The organism is Psychrobacter sp. CAL346-MNA-CIBAN-0220, from assembly GCF_040309805.1.
In the GTDB taxonomy this organism is placed as follows: domain Bacteria; phylum Pseudomonadota; class Gammaproteobacteria; order Pseudomonadales; family Moraxellaceae; genus Psychrobacter.
Genome location: NZ_JBEOPF010000001.1, coordinates 111,232 through 133,044, shown reverse-complemented (window position 1 = coordinate 133,044; position 21,813 = coordinate 111,232). Strand labels below are relative to the sequence as shown.

At 43.2% G+C, this 21,813-nt stretch carries 15 protein-coding genes; 5 read left to right on the top strand and 10 right to left on the bottom strand.

The features are described 5' to 3' along the window. The first annotated feature begins 65 nt into the window (after window positions 1-65). Window positions 66-1,148 carry a 3-deoxy-7-phosphoheptulonate synthase gene (locus tag AAEY88_RS00485; RefSeq protein ID WP_350557627.1) on the top strand — a complete coding sequence of 361 codons (1,083 nt, stop codon included), beginning with the start codon at window positions 66-68 and terminating at the stop codon, window positions 1,146-1,148. Between the two features lie 315 nt (window positions 1,149-1,463). On the opposite strand, the gene pepN is transcribed toward AAEY88_RS00485, so the two are convergent. Then, entirely contained in the window at window positions 1,464-4,064 is a 2,601-nt protein-coding gene (gene pepN / locus AAEY88_RS00480; protein WP_350560365.1) for an aminopeptidase N, read from the bottom strand. A 274-nt stretch (window positions 4,065-4,338) separates the two neighbouring features. On the opposite strand from pepN, the gene AAEY88_RS00475 reads away from it, so the two are divergent. The 3 genes from AAEY88_RS00475 to AAEY88_RS00465 all read left to right on the top strand — a co-directional run bounded on the left by AAEY88_RS00475 (window position 4,339) and on the right by AAEY88_RS00465 (window position 6,809). After that, window positions 4,339-4,953, top strand: a complete 615-nt coding sequence (locus tag AAEY88_RS00475; RefSeq protein ID WP_350557625.1) for a DUF6231 family protein — start codon at window positions 4,339-4,341, stop codon at window positions 4,951-4,953. A gap of 275 nt (window positions 4,954-5,228) precedes the next feature. Then, window positions 5,229-5,780 carry a peptidoglycan-associated lipoprotein Pal gene (gene pal, locus AAEY88_RS00470; RefSeq protein ID WP_350557623.1) on the top strand — a complete coding sequence of 184 codons (552 nt, stop codon included), beginning with the start codon at window positions 5,229-5,231 and terminating at the stop codon, window positions 5,778-5,780. A 300-nt stretch (window positions 5,781-6,080) separates the two neighbouring features. Continuing rightward, window positions 6,081-6,809, top strand: coding sequence for a 4'-phosphopantetheinyl transferase superfamily protein (locus AAEY88_RS00465; RefSeq protein ID WP_350557621.1), 729 nt, complete (start codon window positions 6,081-6,083; stop codon window positions 6,807-6,809). A 292-nt stretch (window positions 6,810-7,101) separates the two neighbouring features. Here AAEY88_RS00465 and AAEY88_RS00460 read toward each other — a convergent pair whose 3' ends face one another. Continuing rightward, entirely contained in the window at window positions 7,102-8,007 is a 906-nt protein-coding gene (locus AAEY88_RS00460; protein WP_350557619.1) for a hypothetical protein, read from the bottom strand. A gap of 648 nt (window positions 8,008-8,655) precedes the next feature. On the opposite strand from AAEY88_RS00460, the gene AAEY88_RS00455 reads away from it, so the two are divergent. Beyond that, window positions 8,656-9,414 carry an IclR family transcriptional regulator gene (locus AAEY88_RS00455; RefSeq protein ID WP_350557616.1) on the top strand — a complete coding sequence of 253 codons (759 nt, stop codon included), beginning with the start codon at window positions 8,656-8,658 and terminating at the stop codon, window positions 9,412-9,414. 130 nt (window positions 9,415-9,544) lie between these two features. Here the strand turns inward: AAEY88_RS00455 and mmsB are convergent, their stop codons facing one another. From mmsB to AAEY88_RS00415, 8 genes are all read right to left on the bottom strand, one after another. Beyond that, on the bottom strand, window positions 9,545-10,528 hold the full coding sequence (gene mmsB, locus AAEY88_RS00450) for a 3-hydroxyisobutyrate dehydrogenase (protein WP_350560363.1): 984 nt from the start codon (window positions 10,526-10,528) through the stop codon (window positions 9,545-9,547). Window positions 10,529-10,748: 220 nt separating this feature from the next. Continuing rightward, window positions 10,749-11,987: an enoyl-CoA hydratase/isomerase family protein gene (locus tag AAEY88_RS00445; protein ID WP_350557614.1), complete on the bottom strand. Its 1,239-nt coding sequence runs from the start codon at window positions 11,985-11,987 to the stop codon at window positions 10,749-10,751. 50 nt (window positions 11,988-12,037) lie between these two features. After that, a complete protein-coding gene (locus AAEY88_RS00440; RefSeq protein WP_350557612.1) occupies window positions 12,038-12,820 on the bottom strand; it encodes an enoyl-CoA hydratase in 783 nt (260 codons plus the stop codon). A 121-nt stretch (window positions 12,821-12,941) separates the two neighbouring features. Further along, entirely contained in the window at window positions 12,942-14,102 is a 1,161-nt protein-coding gene (locus AAEY88_RS00435; protein ID WP_350557610.1) for an acyl-CoA dehydrogenase family protein, read from the bottom strand. A gap of 172 nt (window positions 14,103-14,274) precedes the next feature. Continuing rightward, window positions 14,275-15,759 (bottom strand): CoA-acylating methylmalonate-semialdehyde dehydrogenase, encoded by a 1,485-nt coding sequence (locus AAEY88_RS00430; protein ID WP_350557608.1) that lies wholly within the window; start codon window positions 15,757-15,759, stop codon window positions 14,275-14,277. Window positions 15,760-16,215: 456 nt separating this feature from the next. After that, window positions 16,216-17,604: a GntP family permease gene (locus AAEY88_RS00425; RefSeq protein WP_350557606.1), complete on the bottom strand. Its 1,389-nt coding sequence runs from the start codon at window positions 17,602-17,604 to the stop codon at window positions 16,216-16,218. A 110-nt stretch (window positions 17,605-17,714) separates the two neighbouring features. Next, the gene (locus AAEY88_RS00420) at window positions 17,715-19,754 is read right to left on the bottom strand and encodes a propionate--CoA ligase (protein ID WP_350557604.1); all 2,040 of its coding nucleotides are present in this window, start codon (window positions 19,752-19,754) and stop codon (window positions 17,715-17,717) included. A gap of 223 nt (window positions 19,755-19,977) precedes the next feature. Further along, entirely contained in the window at window positions 19,978-21,648 is a 1,671-nt protein-coding gene (locus AAEY88_RS00415) for a fatty acid--CoA ligase (RefSeq protein WP_350557602.1), read from the bottom strand. Between the last annotated feature and the right edge of the window lie 165 nt (window positions 21,649-21,813).

Genomic DNA, 21,813 nt, shown 5'->3' with positions numbered 1-21,813 from the left:
TTGTCAACCCACTGTTTTCACCGCATAATGAATATTCCTATAAATTAGCTAGACGACGTATAATCATGACTACACCAGCTACTCATAACGCAGATATTGATGACGTGAATATTGAACAATTCATCCCCTTAATTACTCCCGCTGAGCTAAAAACTGAGCTACCTCTCACAGAGCCGGCCTATAAAACCGTCTTAAAAGGCCGCCGTACTATCCAAGATATCTTGGACGGTACCGATAAGCGTCTGTTCGTGGTGATTGGCCCTTGCTCTATTCATGACATTAAAGCGGCGCACGAATATGCTGACCGCCTAGCCGTATTGGCAAAAGAGATTGAAGACACTATCTTTGTGGTCATGCGCGTCTATTTTGAAAAGCCGCGTACCACGGTCGGCTGGAAAGGCATGATCAATGACCCTGATATGAATGACAGCTTTGATATCGAAAAAGGTTTACGTACTGCCCGTAAGCTGCTGATTGACTTGAATGAAAAAGGTCTGCCTTGTGCCACTGAAGCCCTTGATCCAAATACCCCACAGTATATGCAAGACTTAATCAGCTGGTCAGCGATTGGCGCGCGTACCACTGAGAGCCAAACCCACCGCGAGATGAGTTCAGGCTTATCCTGTCCAGTAGGCTTCAAAAATGGTACCGATGGGGGCATGACTGTCGCCGTCAATGCCATGCAAGCAGTCAAAGCCGGACATAGCTTTTTAGGTCTGTCAGTAGATGGCAAAGTATGTATCATCAAGTCTAAAGGCAACCCTTATGCTCACGTGGTATTGCGCGGTGGTAATGGCAAACCTAACTATGATGAAACGGCCGTTTCTCAAGTCGAAAATGCCCTAGCTGAAGGCAAAACCAGCGGCAAGATTATGATTGACTCCAGCCATGCCAACTCCGGTAAAGACCCTTACTTGCAGCCGATGGTTATTAATAACGTCGCTGAACAAATCCAAAATGGTAATAAATCTATCATCGGTATGATGATAGAGAGCCATCTAAAAGGCGGTAATCAAAAACTGACTGCTGATTTGGATGCACTAGAATATGGCGTGTCGATCACTGATGGTTGCCTAGATTGGGACAGCACGGTAACGGCCCTACATAACCTACGTGATATGGTAAAAGACGTTTTACCCAATCGCTAAACGCTATTACTAATAGTTCTTTGAAATAGTGTTTATTAAACGTTTAAAACTAAAAAAGCCCGTCTACGAATAGACGGGCTTTTTTAGTTTTAAACGTTTACTCTATAGTGAATACCAACCGAAATAGATACGACACATAAACTCGTGAGGCTGATGACATTCAATATAATAATTATGTGACGATTGATTAAAGAACATTCGACTCCGTTGTTCGCAAACTCCCAGAGTCGCTCGTTTATCTCTAACAAATCGTCTTTACACGCTTTTAATTAATAGCAAATCTCAGACCTATTAATTAGACAGCCTCGATATAAATCAATCACCCATTGCACCTAATACACTGTCCAAGCTCTCAAGCACGTGTTTAGAAGAGACGTGCTGCTGCAAGGCTATTAAATGTTCGTGCGCCATTTGGCGACGGGGCTCGACCAAAGTATACCAGCGCGCCAGTACTTGTAATAGACGTGAGGCAACCACTGGGTTAGTTTCATCCAGTTTTTTGATGACACCAGTATAGATATCTAAGCCTTCTGGCGTCCAGAGTACCGTTGGCTGGGCAGTAAAGGCGCTAATCACTGAGCGTATACGGTTGGGCGTATTCCAGTCAAAGTCAGTATGAGCAAATAAGGCCTTAATGGTATCAGTGCTAACATGATCAGCAGAGGCTTGCACACTGAACCATAAATCAATGACCAAGTCATCAGCTTGAAAGCGTTCGTAAAAATCTGCCAAATAAGCATCAGCGCCGGCAACTTGGTGGTTGACCATTACTTTTAGCGCGCCAAAACGTTCAGTCATACAGCTTGCTACGTCATACTGCTGCTTCGCCCATTCAGTAGCGTCGCTGACTTTAGCAGTCAACGCCATATCGAGCACCACGTTACGCAGTGCTCGTTCTCCACGAGCTTCAGGGCTATCTGAGTATGGCTGTAGTGATAATTGCTCATAGAGCGCTGTCCACTGCTCTCTGAGCGACTCAGCAACTTGTTGGTATAAACCTTCGCGCTGCTGCTTAATCAGTACCGGATCATAGCTTTTATGAATAGCCGACGCCAGCTCCTGCGGCGATGGTATATCTAATAACCGCGCAGCCAGCATGGCATCAGTAGCAGCCAGTTTTGGCAATGTTGTTGCTAAGGCTTGTAAATATATTCTTGGGTCATGATCTTGTAGCAAGATACGATTAACCAGCATTTGTGTCACTTGCCAGCGGTTAAAACCATTGGTCTCATGCGTGAGTAAAAACGCTAAATCTTCCTCTTGATAATCATAATTCAACTGTACTGGTGCGCTAAAATCACGCAGTAACGACACCACAGGCTCACTAGCGACATTATCAAAGCTAAACGTTTGCTCTGCTTGATCTAACATCAACAACCGCTCAGTGACAATCTTGCCCGTTGCTTTATCGAACAAAGCAGTGGCCACCGGAATCGGTAATGGCTGTGGCGCATCAAAGCCTGATACGTGGCGGGTCTGTTGGCTCAACGTAATTGTCAATATTTGGGTTTCGCCATCATAGTGCTGATGACCGGACACTATGGGCGTACCCGGCTGACGATACCAATCGATAAAATCTTCAATCTTACTGTCGGTAATGCTCAGTGCTGATAAGAAGTCCTCAACGGTTACCGCTTGTCCATCATAACGACGGAAGTACTCATCCGTACCTTTACGAAAATTATCCGGCCCCAGTGTATTAGCAAGCATACGCACGATTTCCGCGCCTTTCTCATAAACAGTCGTGGTATAAAAGTTATTAATCTCCACAAAGCTCTCAGGGCGAACCGGATGCGCCAATGGTCCTGCATCTTCGGCAAACTGATGCGCGCGCAAGGTTGCCACATCATCAATCCGCTGTACGGCGCTTGATTGCTGATCAGCTGAAAAAGACTGATCGCGAAATACCGTAAAGCCTTCTTTTAAGCACAATTGAAACCAATCACGACAGGTAATACGGTTGCCGGTCCAGTTGTGAAAATATTCATGGGCAATAACCGCTTTGACATTGAAGCTGCGCGCATCAGTCGTGGTTTCAGGACTGGATAACACACAGGCGGTATTAAAAATATTAAGGCCTTTGTTTTCCATCGCACCCATATTAAATTGACTGACCGCTACTATCATATAACGATCTAAATCATAGGCACGGCCGTAATTGACTTCATCCCAAACCATCGCATCTTTGAGCGCTTGCATACCGACATGGCATTTATCAATATCAGTAGATTTAGCGTACAGCTCAAGGATGACATCTCGACCGTCGCTAGTAGTATGATGATCGGTCAGCACGTCTAAGTCGGCAACCACACAGGCAAATAGATAGCTGGGCTTGTTAGTTGGATCATGCCAAATCGCATAATGGCGGTCTGGCGCGTCTGCCACTTCTCCTTGCTCAACCAAATTGCCATTGGCCAGCAGCGTAGGATAGCGTTTATCTGCTTCCAGGCGCGTGGTAAATCTTGCCAATACATCGGGACGATCTGGATAAAAGGTAATTTTACGAAAACCTTCAGGCTCACACTGAGTAACGAACATGGTATCACTACCGCTACCCGCCATATATAGCCCTTCAAGTGCCGTATTGGTTTGCGGGCAAAGCCGCACTTGCAACTCTAAGGTTAAGCTATCAGGTGCATTAGTAATCGTCAGCGTGCCAGCCTGTTGATGATAACGCTCAGGCGCAAGCGATTCGCCATCAATCCTGATGGTTAGCAGCTCAATGTTTTCACCATAAAGAACTAAATCACCCACAGTCTGACGGTTCATCACTAGCTTGCTATCAATCAGTGCATAATCGTCAAACAGTTTAATATCTAAATCGACAGTATCAACATCAAAGCTTGGCGGCTTATAGTCTTTTAAATTAATTTTATTATTAATATCACTAGGCGCATGTAACGGGACATCTGGCATCTCAGGATTAATAATCTGGGCATCGTTTTCAGCGGTAGACATGGCATTTCCTATTATTTAGTATTAGCAAAGCTTGGGGCTAACGAATCAAGGTGATATGAATTTTACTTATAAATTTGACTATGATTAGACTTATGGTTACATTGGCTTAAATGACAAAATTTCAAGAGTAAATTTTTAAGGAAATGAGGTGGTCAGCGAATAGGACGTCAACCTACTGGCTGACAGACTATCCATAAACCTGACGACAACGTTGAACAAGTGGGCTACTTTTATGACCAGACACAATAACAACTGCCCCAATATTACCTTACCGTTATGCATCGCTTATATCGAGGCCTTACTGCCCTCTTTATCATTATCAGTTCCTAAAAACGTAACCGATGTTCCTGAGAATGATAATTCAGCGCCGCTGTTATGGGCCGTGCAAGATAAAGCTGAGGTATCAACCCTGCAAATGCAGCTTGATAATAAAAATAGTGATGACATAACTCATTGCAATCTGTCTACCTTACCAGAGCTTGCTATACACACTAAACCTGAGCGCTACCAACTTGCCTGCTTTTGGCTGCCAACGTTAACAGAAGAATTGCTGCAACCCTATATACCACTACTGATGCGCTATCGTGATCTCTATGCTGCACACCTGCTTGTTGCGCTTGATAGTGCTATAGACTTACGCGCTTATGGTTTTACACCCTTTGATATTCTAAATAATGAAGGGTCAACACGGGACGACCATACAGCAGAATATTTACCACCCTCAAGCACTCCTATAAACTCTATAAGGCTCTGGCAATTTAATTTATATGATTATAAAAAGCTGCCAAACTGGTTAAATAGTAAATATTGGGCCAATCCTGAGAACTGGGGTAAAGAACGCTGGTAGAGAATTTACTCATCGCTACTTAGGTGAGTTATATAAGCTTATTCTACTTAAATCCGCTTAACATTTAGCAATACCAATCAATATAACTTACTAGATTGCTGGGTGATGAGAGGATTGCCAATTGCATATTGTAATAGGCAGCAAAATTTGGCATCATTTACAGTAATGCTATTTACATAACGTAACATTGATTTTACTATGAGCAGCAATTGCCTAGGTTCTATTACAGGCAGTTTTAAAAATAACAAGTCTGATTAAATATTTAGGAGCTTATCATGTCAATTCATTCTGCTTTGTCTAACACTCTATCTAAGAATCGTTTGGCTAAAATTGCCGCGCTTACCGTACTATCAAGCGCCGTTGCATTAACCACAGGTTGCGCCACTAAACGTGCTACCTCTGAAGTGGTGGTTGCACCTTTAGGGATTCCAAGCGGCCAAGTAGCCTATACCGGTGCGGTCATGGTCGATAATCCAACCGCAATCGTCACCGCTGCTGATACCTTACAAGCTGTTGTATATTTCGATTTTGATAGCAGCGAGATTACGGCTCAATCATCCAGCGTTTTAAACCAGCACGCCAGTTTATTAAGTTCAAACTCAGCGGCTAGTGTTATTGTCGCAGGCCACACTGATGAACGTGGTAGCCGTGAATATAATATAGCATTGGGCGAACGTCGTGCGCAGTCTGTACGTAGCTACCTGACTACTCAAGGCATAGCGGCAGATAATATCAAAGTCATCAGCTATGGTGAAGAACGCCCTGCCGTTGCTGGTACTACTGAAGAAGCTTACGCCCAAAACCGCCGTGCTGAGCTGTCTTACTAATCGCTATTAAGTGCCAGTAAGAAATACTAATCAATAAAGCCCAGCAATCAAAGTATTGCTGGGCTTTTTAAAATAAGTGCTTTTGATGAATTATTTTTTAATAAATTGCTCTTTATCAACCACTCAAAATGCTTAAAAGAATCAATATTGAGTGTTATATAGTCAGTTTAAGATAAAAAAGAGTCGTTCATATGAGCGTGCTACTGGTATAAATTTTAAATTGGATCGACTATACCTATTTAGCTACCGACTTTCCTTTTAGTTATCGATTTAACTTTTAATGGCTGATGACAATGACTTATGCAAAACTTGATATTACGCCGTAGCCACTATACCCAGCTTGACCCTATGACATGGTGCGCTACGGCTCAGGTTAGGCTGCAATTACAGTCAAGCTTATGGGGTAATCTACCCTGGCCGCTAGCGCCTTCTATTGCATTCATCGACTCTATCACGCTTTATAATTTTTACTGGCAACTCCAATCCAATCCAATCCCTTTGACAGTACCCGAGCATGCTCGCTATAAGCGCCAACAACAACGTAGTGGTGTTCGTCTTCTCTTGCAACAGCTGCTCGCTGAGCTTAGTATCGTTGATACATTAGATGACTCCCAATTCCCTTATCGCCTCATGAATAGCCGTCATTATGTCTGTTTTAGTCACTCTGCAAACAAAGTAGCTGTGGTCATTAGCACCCAGCGCGCCGTTGGTATCGACATTGAAACTCACAATATTACTCGGCATGTTACACAGCGCTTTTATCACTCTACTGAAACGACTACTTTAAATGAATTGTCATTACAACAACGCGATATTACTGCCAAATGGTTGTGGCAAATCAAAGAGAGCTTTATAAAAATTTATCAGTACAAGCTCGCACAGGGATTAGGGATGAACTACTCGCCTCTGATTGCTGATCTTATTATTAGCCTCGAACCAGCTAATTCTCCGTTAGTGTTTCCTAGCAGGAACGAATGTAACTACCAGATTGCTCTTTTACCTCAACAGCAAACGATTATTATTTTTTAGGCCTGTTTATCGAACTCTAATGCTTCTAGCAAGGGCATGTCATCAATTGGCACATTCATGTATTATGGTCTTGAAATGGCTAAAAACGCTCTAAATGGCGTCAAAACCCTTGTTAATAGGTTCATATTCGCTGTAAATATTTCCTTATTTAACCTCAACTTATCTCATTTTAGTCCTCGTAATCGAATTGATAACTTGCTCTAGGACTTTATAAGTTTAAACAAAAAAAACGACCCGAAGGTCGTTTCTTTAGCTTACTTTCTCTGATTACAGTACTTATTAGCTACTGTAATTAGAAGCGGTAAGTGGCGCCTAACTTAACAATTGGTAACCACTCAAGATAGTCTTTACCTTTTAGTTCGTTTTGAGCTTTAGAAGCAACTTCAGTTGCACTCTGACCTGATAAACTACCATCTTCAAGTTCTACGTTACTATTCGTACTATTTGTACGAATTGTAGCATCAGTTTTGCCTAAGTATGCAGCACCAACTTCACCAAACACGCCCCAATGGTTGTTGATGTTCGGACGGAAACCGATAGTACCATAAGGTGCCAACTTGTTGCGATGATCAACGCTACCTGTCAATGTTCCAAGGTCGTCAGCTTTATATCTTTCACCATCAATTTTGTAGAAACCACCTTCAGAATTAGCAGTTACGTCGATACTGTTGTCAGGAACGATGATACCAGCACCCATAGTGAACCAGTTACCTGCAGGACGTAGTTGTACACCCATGTACGGGTTGCTAAAGTCAGTCTCAACATCGTAGTTGACATCGTTTGCATCAAAATCGCCGCCGAATAAATCAGCGACATCACCACCTGCCCAACCGGCTTGTAGTTCAGTTTTGTCGTTAATCGCCCAACCGATATTAGCGCCGTAACCTAAGGTACCGACCTCAGCACTAACTGCTGCTGGATGAGTAACGGTGTTAAATAACGTCTTAGTACCGCCGAAAATAGCACCAGTAGTATTACGGATAATGCCTGCATCGTTATTGTACTGAGCAGCAGGAGCAGCTTCAGAGGCAACTGGTTCAGCTTCATATGCTACCGCAACTGGCTCAGCATAAGATACTGGCTCAGCTTCATAAACAACCGCATCAGTGTCATCAATAACAATGATAGGATCAGCTGCTAGTGCAGCAGTTGAGGCCAAAACAGCGGCAGCGACTGCAGTTAATTTAATAAGTTTCATGGTTATTCTCCTAAAGTATGAAATAACTAGCCCACAAAAAACGATTGTTTATTCTTTATTTTAAACAATCATTTTGTTGAGCAGATTAAAACAATTTTGGCTCAAAAAGTCATCCCTAAAGACGGTGTTTTTATTTGCCATTATGTAAAGATTGCATAGATATTGTAATGATTGCTACAGGAATCTGTAAAACGTCGCTTTGTTGTTACACGATACTCTTAAAGTAACTTATTGAAGAAATAACTTACCAAGCAATACCTTGTTTAGAAACTTACTTAATATTTAACAGGCCCGCATCAAAAGTCACGTTTATCGCAACAGATGAGCATCTTGATAAAACAATAAGGATTCATCAGTTACAGCTATAGCAACAGTGATACAAAACATGTCACTATAATGTCATTATAGTTAAACTAAAACAATGCAGATTATATAGCATATTATTACGGTATGTTGTGATTTGTTAGTGGAAGTATCAATGACTGCTTTTACAAATACATTGAGATACTGCACACAAACATATCGTAACCACTCTAATCTATTTTGATTCTTATCTGTGCTATTGAACATTATTCAAAATAGAACATTATGCTAAAATGGCCTTATATAGTGTCCTGCTTTCCTTTTTATCCTCATTGAGCTGTTCATATGCCTAAAGTGTCATCGATTACCCGTGTATTAGAGATTATTGAAGCGGTCTCCTATGCATCCAAACCTATTTCACCGCTTGAGTTATCACAAGCGCTTGATATTCCAAAACCGACGATTCATCGCTTGATTCAGAACCTAGTCGATGAGGGGTTCATAGCGGTTGATATTGGGGGTGGCATTATTCCTGGCAAGCGTGTGCGTAATTTAAGCGTCGAATTGTGGCAGCGGCGGCAGTTTTTTAACGAGCGCCAGGTGATATTGCAAAGACTGGTTGATGATATCAAAGAGACTTGCGGTATTGGCATTCCTTATCATATGGATATGATTTATACCAACCGCGCGCAGACAACGTTGCCGCTACAGATTTATCTGCCTGTAGGTGCAAAATCACCGATGTGGTGTACAGCAACTGGTAAACTGTATCTAAGTCAACTACCGGCAGCAAATCGACGCAAAATGCTGCATAGTTTAACGCTCAATAAATTTACTAAGAATACCATTACTGATCTTGATGTCCTAAATGTTGAGCTTGACCATATTGCTGAGACCGGCGTTGGTATCGATAATGAAGAGTTTATCTCTGAGATGGTAGCAGTAGCGGTACCTATATTGGATAAAAAATCACGTTATTTAGCATCGCTATATTTGCATGCACCGACTATTCGAGTATCTTTGGATGAGTTATTGACTCATGTACCGCGCTTACGTACGGCAGCGCAAGATATCCAAACGCTGGTTTATGAGCTACAAAGCTAAGCATTCTAACCAGATAAAAAAGTCCGATTGGCCTAGCAAGATATCCTGCTAGCCCAATCGGACTTTTTATTAACCGCTATCTTTTAAAAGATAGTTTTACGAGGCTTAGTATTGCTGAAAAAATATTAAATTACGAAGATAGCACCGAGCTATCATGGCGTGCCATAATACTCGAAAAATCTTTATCACCATGTTCGACAGCATGCTCCTGATATAGCTCAGCCGCTTTGGCACCCATTGGGGTATCAGCGTCACTATTTTCAGCGGTTTGCATGGCAAGATTAAGGTCTTTTTGCATGAGCTTACTCATAAAGCCGCCTTGATAGCCATTACTTGACGGCACATTATCCATCACTTGTGGATAAGGGTTATATACTTCAAGCGTCCAGTTGCGCCCAGAGCTTTGCAACATAATATCTGACAATACTTTAGGATCGAGACCGTTTTTGACCCCTAAACTAATCGCCTCAGCCGTTCCTGCCATTAAAATACCTAATAGCATATTATTACATATTTTAGCGATTTGTCCGGCACCATGATCGCCAGCATGAAAGATGTTTTTACCCATCACAGCCAGTATCGGTTCTGCTGTTGCAAAATCCTCAGCGCTGCCGCCCACAATAAAGGTAAGAGTTCCTGCAACGGCACCGCCTGTGCCACCTGAGACTGGCGCATCTAAAAAGTGAATGCCATGCGCCGTGGCAGCTTCCGCTACGACACGAGCATCAGCAGCAGCTATGGTACTACTATCAATGACCAGCGTGCCTTTTGGTAATTCGGCTAGCAGGCCATTATTGGCACCGTCCGCATCACCCAAATAGACAGAGTGTACGTGCTTGCCAGCGGGCAACATGCTTATAATGACTTGGGCATTAGCAGCGGCAGCCTTAGGGCTGTCAGCGACGCTAGCACCAGATTTCTGTAAATGCTGGGTCGCTGATTCAGATAAATCATATACCGATAACTTGTAACCTGCTTTTAGTAGGTTTTCTGCCATTGGGCCGCCCATATTACCGAGGCCAATGAAGGCAATATTCGGCTTTGAGTCCTGATTATTCTCTACTTTAGCCTTATCCTTTGTACTCATCTCATCGCTCCTTGATGATTGTGTAATCAATATTACAGACGATTTTAAGTCTTTTATTGACAGTTAAATTTCTAAAATATTTCTTAAAAATAAAGTGTGTTTTTAATATTGCTTAATAAATATATAGTGAATGCTAAATAAAATAAATACGAAACATAAAATTGCAAGGCTGGCGAAAATCTCTTCACAGCCCTGCTCACTGTATTTATTTTAAAATAAAGTAATTACTCTACTTGTCACAGGCTACTTAGCACACATGCTGTGCCCCAAAGGAATCAGTACTAAGCCAATCACTAAAGGGATGTTCGCCTACTGGATAAGGGTTGACAAAATGTTGCGCAATATACTCACGCCCCTCAGCGGTTAAGCAGTCTGCTAGTGAGCGTGACCATTGCGGGCTTCGGTCTTTATCAATCAGTAGCGCGCGCACCCCTTCTTTAAAGTCAGGATTGGCAGCACAATGCACCGCAACATTAGTTTCTAAATATAAAGTCTGCTCTAAGGATAAATCAGCGACTTTATGATATAGCCCATAAGTTAAGGCGGCTGTTACTGGACAGCCATGACGATAAGTCGCCACTGCCTTTTGTATCCAGCTGTCCTCAGCAAAATCCGTATCAAGTTGCTTTAACGCTTCATCATCCCGTAGCAATGCATCAATATCAGCTAAACCACCGCTGTTCATGAGCTGCTGAATAGGATGCCAATAGGTTGCAAGTTTGCTCGCAGGTAGCTTTGCGACTGGATGTGAGGCCAAGGCGCGACTTGCAATGCTATGTGCATTATCAGCATGTGTGATATCAGTCACCGATTGCCAATTGCTTTGAATTAAACGCTGCATGATGGCATCGTAGTCATGACTGGCTACCGCATACTCTGCAAGGCTGGCGAGCAACGCATCATTACCATTACAATGCGCACCGGTAAGTCCCAAAAACAGACCTGTTTTAGCGGGCATACGCTGCAGGAACCAACTGCCGGATGCATCAGGGAATAATCCAATGGTTATTTCAGGCATTGCAAAGCGCGTGCGCTCAGTAACCAGACGATGGCTACAACCAGCCATCAGTCCCATGCCACCACCCATAATGATGCCATCACCCCAAAGTATTAAGGGCTTAGGGTAAAAGTGCATCTGCCGATATAGCTTATACTCATGGCTAAAAAATTCGGTCGCATAAGGATTCGGTAGGGGCGCGGTCTCCGACATACTGTCATAAAGCTTACGAATATCGCCGCCCGCACAAAACGCCTTATCACCCGCCCCTTTTAATAGTATGGCGACCACTTTGTCATCTGCTTGCCATTGCTCTAGCTGATGCGATAATAGTTGACACATCTCAACACTCAAGGCATTTAGAGACTTTGGCGTATTTAAGGTCATTATCCCAATGATGTGGCCACAATCAGTTAACTCAGTATCAAAGAGTACAGGCGCTTCTGGGGTTATAGACTCATGATTGTTTGTATTATCCGCTGCTGTCATAAAAGTGACCTATAAATAGTTAAAAGGTAAAAAGGCTACTTTAATAAAGGCTACTTATTTTGCCAATTGGGCGACCGCTTTTCTAAAAAGGCCTGAACACCTTCACGTTGATCTTGGGTATCGAACAATTTAACAAAAGATTCACGCTCACAAATTAGATTCTGCGCCGGTGGGGTATGTCTAGCGGCTTGGATTAATTGCTTAGAATGACTAACGGCGACCGGTGACTGTTTAGCGGCTTTTGCAGCCAAAGCTTGTGCGGCTGCAAGACCAGCTCCTTTCTCGACCACTTCTTCAACCAGACCAATACGTAGCGCAGTGGCCGCATCGACCCGCTCGCCACATAATATCATGCGCTTTGCCCAGCCTTCACCAACGAGCCACGGTAGATTTTGCGTACCGCCCGCGCAAGGCAATAAGCCCACGCCGGTTTCTGGTAACGCCATTTGAGCATGATCTTCAGCGATGCGAATATCACAGGCTAGCGCACACTCAAGTCCGCCGCCCATCGCATAACCATTAATAACAGCGATGCTAACTCCGCGATAAGAGGACAAGGCTTCAAATGCGTCACCAAAAGCAATCGCCATACTTACCGCTTTTCCTTTATCGCCATCAGAAAAGTTATTCAAATCAGCCCCAGCTGAGAAGAACTTCTCGCCATCACCATGAATAATTAAGGCATAAATATCATCATTAACATTAAGATCTGTGATCAGATTTTTAAGTGCCTGTAGACTGTCCATCGTCCAGGTATGAGCGGGTGGATTTTGCAGGGTCAACGTGGCGATATGACCGTCAATTGACAATTGTAGATTGGTATATTCCGTCATAAGTCATCCTTTATTATTTTATCTATCTAGATTTTTATATATCCGTATGTTATCGCTTGTTTGCCATCACTCTTCTAGGACGCTGTGATAGCATTTTATTTAGAATAAATAGCAACAGATATTAGCGTAATTGGTTGAGCCCATCTTCTTGTAATAGCTGACGAGAGATAATCACCCGCATAATCTCGTTAGTACCTTCTAGGATTTGATGCACACGCAAATCACGAACATGACGCTCAAGTGGATACTCATTTAAATAACCATAACCACCATGAAGCTGTAACGCTTCATTTGCGACATCAAAACACAAATCCGTGGACAATCGTTTTGCCATGGCACAATAGACAGAAGCTTGTGGGTCCTTTTTGTCAACTTTATTAGCCGCCAAATACAGCATTTGCCGTGCAGCTACTGTCTGAGTGAGCATATCGGCCAGCTTAAACTGTACTGATTGTAACGTGGCGATGGGGCTGCCGAACTGACTGCGTTCTTTGACATAATTGGTTGCAGTCTCCAGTGCCGCCTGTGCGGTACCCACCGCACAAATACCGATATTGATACGGCCACCATCCAGACCTTTCATTGCTATTTGAAAGCCTTGCCCTTCTACGCCCAATAGGTTTACCGCTGGAACTTTGACGTCTTTAAAGCTAATAGTACGTGTTGGCTGTGCTTTCCAACCCATTTTGTGCTCATTTTTACCATATTCAATGCCATCACTCTGCGCATCGACGACGAAGGCAGAAACACCTTTTGGTCCAGAAGCACCAGTACGTGCCATGACCACCAATACATCGGTCGCACCAGCCCCAGAGATAAAGGTTTTTTCGCCAGTCAGTAAATAATAATCGCCTTGCTTATCGGCTTTAGTACGTAACGAGCCTGCATCAGAGCCCGCATTGGGCTCGGTTAAGCAATAACTGCCCAGCCACTCACCACTAACCATATTAGGCATATACTTCTGACACAGCGCATCGCTACCAAACTCGCCAACCATCCATGTAACCATGTTGTGGATGCTCATATAAGAGGCCACTGAGGTATCGCCCCATGCTAGCTCTTCGAACACTATGGCAGAATCCAAGCGTGGCAGTCCCAGTCCATCATACTCTGGATTGGCATACAGCCCTAAAAAGCCAAGCTCACCTGACTTTTTAATCACATCGACCGGAAAATGAGAATTACGATCCCACTCAGCGGCGTTCGGCTTCAGCTCTTTTAGTGCAAACTGTTTGGCAGTCTGTCCGAAAGCAATTTGATCATCGGTTAATGAAAAATCCATGAGGTCATCCTTGTGCTATAAGCGCGGTACATAAATAGAAGGCTAAGTTTAATATATCGTTACTTTGATATAAAAGCAGTACGAGGAAATCAAACTCAGATAGTAGCTAACGTATCAAAGTTAACATAGTAAGCGAGGTTGATACTGTACCGCAAATATATTTGATTAACATCTACATTGAGATGGTGGTATTCACACCGCGGCTTGCCTCATCGTCAAACCAACGCGCTGTCACGGTCTTAGTTTGGGTATAAAACTGTACCGCTTGCTTGCCATAAGGACCTAAATCGCCAAGCTTACTGGCACGTGAGCCCGAGAAGGAGAACATCGGTAGTGGCACTGGAATAGGTAAGTTAATCCCAATTTGTCCGACTTGAATATCTTGTTGGAACTTATGCGCGGCAGCTCCTGATTGGGTAAAGATAGCCGTGCCGTTACCATGTGGGTTGGCATTAAGTATCTCTATCGCGTCATCTAAACTGTCAGCGCGCATAATGCACAGTACGGGCCCAAATACTTCTTGCTCATAAATCTGCATATCAGCAGTGACGTTGTCAAAAATAGTCGGTCCAACGAAGTTGCCTTTTTCAAAGCCTTTGACGGTAATACCGCGACCATCAAGTACCAAAGTTGCACCCTCTTCTACGCCAGTGCCAATCAGATGCTCAACTTTTGCTTTGGCAGCTGGTGAAATCAATGGCCCTAAGTCTTTATCATCCTTACCGGCAGAAACAATTAAGCCTTCTGCTTTGGCCTTAATCTCATCGACCCACTCTCCAGCAGCACCAACCAGTACGACTACTGACAAAGCCATACAGCGCTGACCGGCGGCACCAAATGCGGCGCCTGCCAATTGATTTAGGGTTTGTTCTTTATTGGCATCCGGAAGGATAACTGCATGGTTCTTGGCACCCATCATGCACTGGGCGCGTTTGCCCGATAAGCTAGCGCGCTCATAGACATGCTTACCAACAGCAGTAGAGCCTACAAAAGAAACTGCTTTAATATCAGGATGATCACAGATAGCATCGACCGTGTCCTTACCACCATGTACGACGTTCAGTACACCTTCAGGAACACCCGCTTCTACTGCCAGCTCTACCAAACGCATGGTAACCATCGGGTCTTGCTCAGAAGGTTTTAAAATAAAAGTATTGCCAGTGGCGATGGCCATTGGGAACATCCATAACGGAATCATCGCTGGGAAGTTAAACGGAGTAATACCTGCACAGACGCCAAGAGGTTGCCAGATGCTATAAGTGTCCACACCAGATGCGACGTTTTCGACATAGTCACCGATTTGTAAATTGGCAATACCGGCAGCATGCTCAACCACTTCTAGACCACGGAACACATCACCACGAGCATCGGCAATCGTTTTACCTTGTTCAGCGGTTAAAATTCCTGCCAACTCATCCATATGCTCACGAATCAGAGCTTGGTATCTTAGGAAAATACGCGCACGAGTGGTAATCGGTGTTTTACGCCACGTTTGAAAGGCGGTTTGAGCGGCGGCGACTGCTTGATTAATCTCATCGTTGGTGGTTTGTGGAACTTTAGCGATGACTTCTTGAGTCGCTGGATCAGTAATATCAATCCATTCATTGGTGGCTGATTTGGTAAATTGACCATTAATAAGCTGCTGGACGTGATGCATAAGATATCCTTATCTTGTCTAGAGGATTGCCGCTATTTACTTAGTTATCAGTATCTGAACCAAGCTTAGCGATGTATTTATTTAAAATGATTTATTTCGTATCGTTATTGACTATAACAATAAAACAATTTTAGGGTCAAGCGCTTTCTTGAAGTTTTCGTACAGGAGGTCTTTTTTCAACAATAAAGCTATTGTTACTACCGTGTCTTATAGAAATCTATACAACCTTTGGAACTACCGTACAGTAAGCAAATAAAAAAGCCTATGGAGTTCCATAAGCTTAGAGATGAAATATAAGTGACGAATATTTGTAATTTTTATGAGTAATTAATTTCTCATAGTCTTTCGGAGACTGTCAAACTCGACATACTAGTAAATTGAGTAAAGTCTAAATAACCATCTAACGAATTAGAATTAATTTAAGAAGTTACTTTAGATATTCGGGTCTGTTGAACATTAAAATGACCCAAACATAGTTCCTAAGGTAATCACTACAATTAGTGCTATCAACGGTACAAAGACAGCAGTAACAAAAATATCTTTGTAAGACTCTTTATGAGTTAATCCACAAATAGCTAGCATCGTTATTACTGCTCCGTTATGGGGTAATGAGTCCAATCCCCCTGCAGCCAAAGAAGCAATACGATGCATCAGTTCAGGGTTAATATTATACTGTTCTGCTAATTGCATATAACTTTTGCCCATAATTTCTAGAGCAATACCTAACCCGCCAGAAGCTGACCCTGTAATACCTGCTAGAACGTTAATCATGATTGCTTCTGATATCAATGGATTGCCTGGTGCAAACCCCATAAGGTACTGTTTGATAATGGCAAAACCTGTAAGAGTGGCAATAACAGAGCCATAACCCACCTCTGATGCCGTATTAAAAATCGGCAGTAGAGAGCCCATAGCGCCTTTGTTTAAACTTTCTTTCACATTGTCCATTCTTCTAAAATTAAGTACCGTAACAAAAATACAAGCCAAAACTAACGATAAAATTATGGACCAAATACCAATGACAGAGCTTAATCCTACCCCTCCAAATTTTTCATCAGCTAAGTAGCCGTTACTCCATAAAGGTATTATGATTTTTGAAAAAACATAATTGCCGGATATGACGATGACAATGGGCAATAGTGCGAGCCAGAAATTGGGTATATCGATACCCGAAGGACTGTCTTGTTCATTTAAAGTATGATTTCCATACCCTTCATTGTTAACACGGGCAATACGAAGTTGGCGACTCATCCATAACATACCGCCCCCTAGCATAATTATTGCTGCAATAATGCCTAATCCCGGGGCTGCGAACGCATCTGTCTTAAAGTAAGGCATAGGAATAGCATTATGAATGGAGGGGGTACCCGGTAATGCGGTCATCGTTAGTGTCAAAGCACCAATACAAATCGCACCCGGTATCAGTCTTTTAGGGATATTGACGTGCCTGAACAAAGCGGCAGCAATCGGATATATAGCAAACGTAACCACAAAAGCGGATACCCCGCCATAAGTAAGAATAGCGCAGGCCAGTACTACCGATAGCATGGCATGCTTATCCCCTAATCTCGTAACTAGAGTTTTAGCAATGGCATAAGCATAGCCTGAATCTTGCATCAGCTTGCCAAAAATGGCTCCGAGTAAAAATAAGGGGAAATACTTAACCGCAAAGCTGCCCATCCCCTTCATAAATATTTGGGTATACATCCCCATGCTTTGATTGCCAACACCGCTTAAAACAACGGCCAGAATAGCAAGGATGGGAGCCAGTATTAGAACACTCACCCCTCGATATGCAAAATACATCAGCAATACCAAAGATAATACAATGGCAAAAATATCCATAACGCCAACTCTTTTCAATAACTTTTTTCAACTGAAACGGACAAGCCGTAGAAATATACTAAATAAAATGAATGGTTCTATTAGCAAATAGAACCTAGACCGTGGATTATTTAATAGTCTTTCATAGACTGCTTGACCGCATCAATCGCAGTTGGATTATCAAGGGTTGACATATCGCCCGTTGGCTTATCTTCTGCTAAGGCTCGGATAGCGCGGCGTAAGATCTTACCGGAACGGGTTTTTGGTAGTGCTTGTGGAAAATATACCGCTGCTGGACGCGCAATACCACCAAGGGACTTAACCACTGCGCCAATAATCTGCTGCTCAAGGCGAAAGCGATTTTCGGTCGTTGCCACTTGTTCGTGATCTCTGAGTACACAAAACGCGATAGGTAATTCGCCTTTGAGCTCATCTTGAATACCTACAACCGCACATTCTGCCATCTCTGGATGGGTGCTAATCGCCTCCTCAATCTCTTGGGTACCAAGCCGATGGCCAGCAACATTGATAACATCGTCAGTGCGACCTAAAATATAAAAATAGCCATCCTCATCAGTCACCGCATAATCTGAAGTTGAGTATTCATTACTATCAGATAAGCTAAAGTAGCTGCTGATAAAGCGCTCATCATTACGCCAAACGGTGGTTAAGCAGCCTGGTGGTAACGGTGCACTGATCGCCAACAGTCCTTTTTCGCCCGCAGCGCAACGCTCACCGGTTTCCTCATTAATAACATGCGCATCATAGCCATACATCGGATAACCGGGAGATCCTTGTTTATGCGGTTTGTGGTTAAACTTCGGTGTATTACTTAAAATCGGCCAGCCCGATTCTGTTTGCCAATAATGATCTAAAATCGGTACGCCTAGATGCTTAGTGAGCCAATTGGCAGTCGACTCATCAAGGGGCTCACCGGCTAAAAAGAAGGACTTAAGACTGGAGACATCGTAACGTGTCATCCAAGTCTCATCTTGCTTTTTAAGCATGCGTACGCCCGTTGGTGCAGTAAATAAGATATTGACCTTATTAGCTTCAACGATGCGCCACCAGATACCCGGATTGGGACGATGCGGTAGACCTTCATACATGACACTAGTCATACCTGCTAACAGCGGCGCATAAACAGTATAAGAGTGTCCGACTGCCCAGCCGATATCGGATATCGCCCAAAAGGTCTCGCCTGCTTTACCATCGTAGATATAGTCCATTGAGGTCGTTAACGCTACGGCATGACCGCCTGTATCGCGCTGTACCCCTTTTGGCGTACCGGTAGTGCCGGAGGTATAAAGCAAATATGATGGGGTATTAGACTCTAGCCATACCGGATCGACGATGGCATTGGCCTCGCAGCTAACACGGCGCTCGGTAGCATAGTCAACATCTAATGCCTGCGCTTTAAAAGGTAAAATACCGCGATCAACGACCAGCACATGTTCAGGCTTAACCGTTGCTTGCTCAAGCCCTTGATTGACCAGATTTTTATAATTAATAACTTTACCACCGCGCAGACCAGCATCCACGGTGATGACCATTTTTGCCTCGGCATCATCCATACGTATCGCTAAATTATGCGCCGCAAAGCCCCCGAATACTACCGAATGGATGGCACCAATACGCGCACACGCTAGCATGGCATAAGTAGCCTCTAAAATCATCGGCATATAGATAATGACTCGATCGCCCTGCTCGATACCGTGACGCTGGAGCACGTCTGCAAAATAATTCACTTCTTTATATAGATCGTTATAAGTCAGACGGCGTTTAGTGTAGTCAGTATAAAACTCAACGTTATTGCCCAAATCATTAAAAGAATCCACTACCGCTGGATAAGTCTCTATTAACTCTTGATTGATTTCTGATGACAACCAAATAAAAGCATCTTGCTCAGCACGCTCAGGCAGATGTCGATCGACGCAGTTATAGCATAGATTGGTCTCACCACCGACGAACCATTGGGCAAAAGGCAGGTTACTGTCATCAAGAATTTGTTCTGGCTCTTTATGCCAATAAATACGCTGAGCTTGCTCGGCCCAAAACTGCTCTCGGTCATTAATAGAGGCGTGATAAATATCAGCAAAGTTTGGCGTTTGCGGGGTTGGTGCAACTTGAGAAGTTTGGTTAGAAGCTTGATTGGTGGTTTGCTCGCTCATAATGGCTGTCCTTAGCGTAAACGAAATGTGATGCAACACAATAATAATAAATGAAAATAAAATAACAATTTAAGCACTAGTACACTGGCTATCCTTGCCGGAATTAGAAAACCGATACGTTATGTATCGGTTTAAAATGTAGCAGAGCAATGAATAAAGGTCAACTGTTAAGCAATTATTCTAGTAAACGACTTAACCAATCGACCACTTATTATTTAAAAAATTAAACTTCAGTCTGTTTAGAATACATCTCGCGCATAACTTTTTTGTCATGTTTGCCGACTGAGGTTTTGGGTAATTCATCGACAAACTTAAACTGACTGGGCACGCCATACTTAGGAATAATCCCTTTACTGGCCGCTTGCTCAGCAATGGCTTTGATATCATCGGCGCTGGTATCTTGGCAATCAGGTTTGAGGACCACTAGCGCTAGCGGACGCTCGCCCCACTGCTTATCACGAATACCAATCACTGCCACATCAGAGACTGACGGATGCAAAGATAAAATGGTCTCAATCTCTAACGATGAGATCCATTCTCCACCGGATTTGATGACATCCTTTAGGCGGTCAGTGATTTTGATAGTACCATCCAGTTGCATATAAGCAATGTCTTGGGTATGCATATAGCCATGTTCCCACAGCTCGATTCCAGCATCATCATTTTTTAGGTAGCTTTGGGTTAACCAGGGTGCGCGTAATACCAGCTCGCCGGTGTTGTCTTTGCCGGTACCAACTGACTGATTACTTTCACTCCAAATTTGCGCATCGACCATCAGCACGGGCTTACCGGTCATACAGCGGCGAGCGATATCTTCTTCCTCGCTTATCTCAGGTTCATTGATACTAAAGTCAGTCAAGCTAATCAACGGCGCTGTCTCTGACATACCATAACCAGTATAGACCTCAATATCTTGTGCCAATGCGGCTTTGGCTAAACCTTCGGTCAATCTTGAACCGCCAATGATCATTTTTAACCCATTAAAGCTAACGTTACGCGCTTGCGCTTCTTTAAGTACCATTTGCAAAATCGTCGGTACGCAATGGGTAATGCTGACCTTTTCATTAATAATTAAATCAAGCAAGGTATCTGGCGCATAGCGACCCGGATACACTTGCTTCAGACCAGTCATAGTGGCGGTAAACGGAAAGCCCCACGCATGTACATGGAACATTGGGGTCATCGGCATATAGACATCACCGTAGCTAACGCCTTGTTTATTGGGCAACATGCCGAGTGATGCCGCTTCTGCCATGGTATGTAATACCAATTGGCGATGGCTGAAGTAGACCCCTTTTGGATCGCCCGTCGTCCCTGACGTATAAAAAGTGGTGGCAATGGTGTTTTCATCGAAGTCAGGAAAATCAAAACTACTATCCGCACTGTCTAGTAGTGCCTCATACTCACCCACCACCCGACTTTGGTTATCACCAAAGACCCCTTCAACCGTCACACCATGATCATCAAGCCAAATAATATGCTCGATACTAGAGTTTTCAAACTGATAATTCTTCACCAGCTCCGCAAACTCAGAGTTCAGCATTAGGACTTTAGGCTTAGCATGATTGATGGTGTAGAGAACTTTTTCTGGTGACAAACGAATATTAACGGTTTGTAAAATATACTGCGACATCGGCACCGCAAAATAGGATTCTAAATAACGATGGCTATCCCAATCCATTACCGCGACCACATCACCGGCAGCAAGATTTAGGTCTGCTAAAACATTGGCCAGACGATTGATACGGGTAAATAATTCCGCATAAGTTAAGCGTTTTTTATCTGCATAGACAATTTCTTGGTCTAAGGACACAGTCTTAGCGCGGTTTAATAACTGTTTGATAAGTAGCGGAAATTCATAAGCAGATGGTGCGCTCGGATAAACATTTGACATAGGTTTAACTTCCTTGTTTGTTATGAATAGGGCACAGGCTATGGGTATTTTTTAAAGACGTTTTAATAAGTAGTCATCGTTATGATAATAAAAATGCTTATTAAAAGGTATTTATTGATAGTAAGAAAAAACCTGTTGCATGTAAAGGGCGTGCGCGTAAGTGTT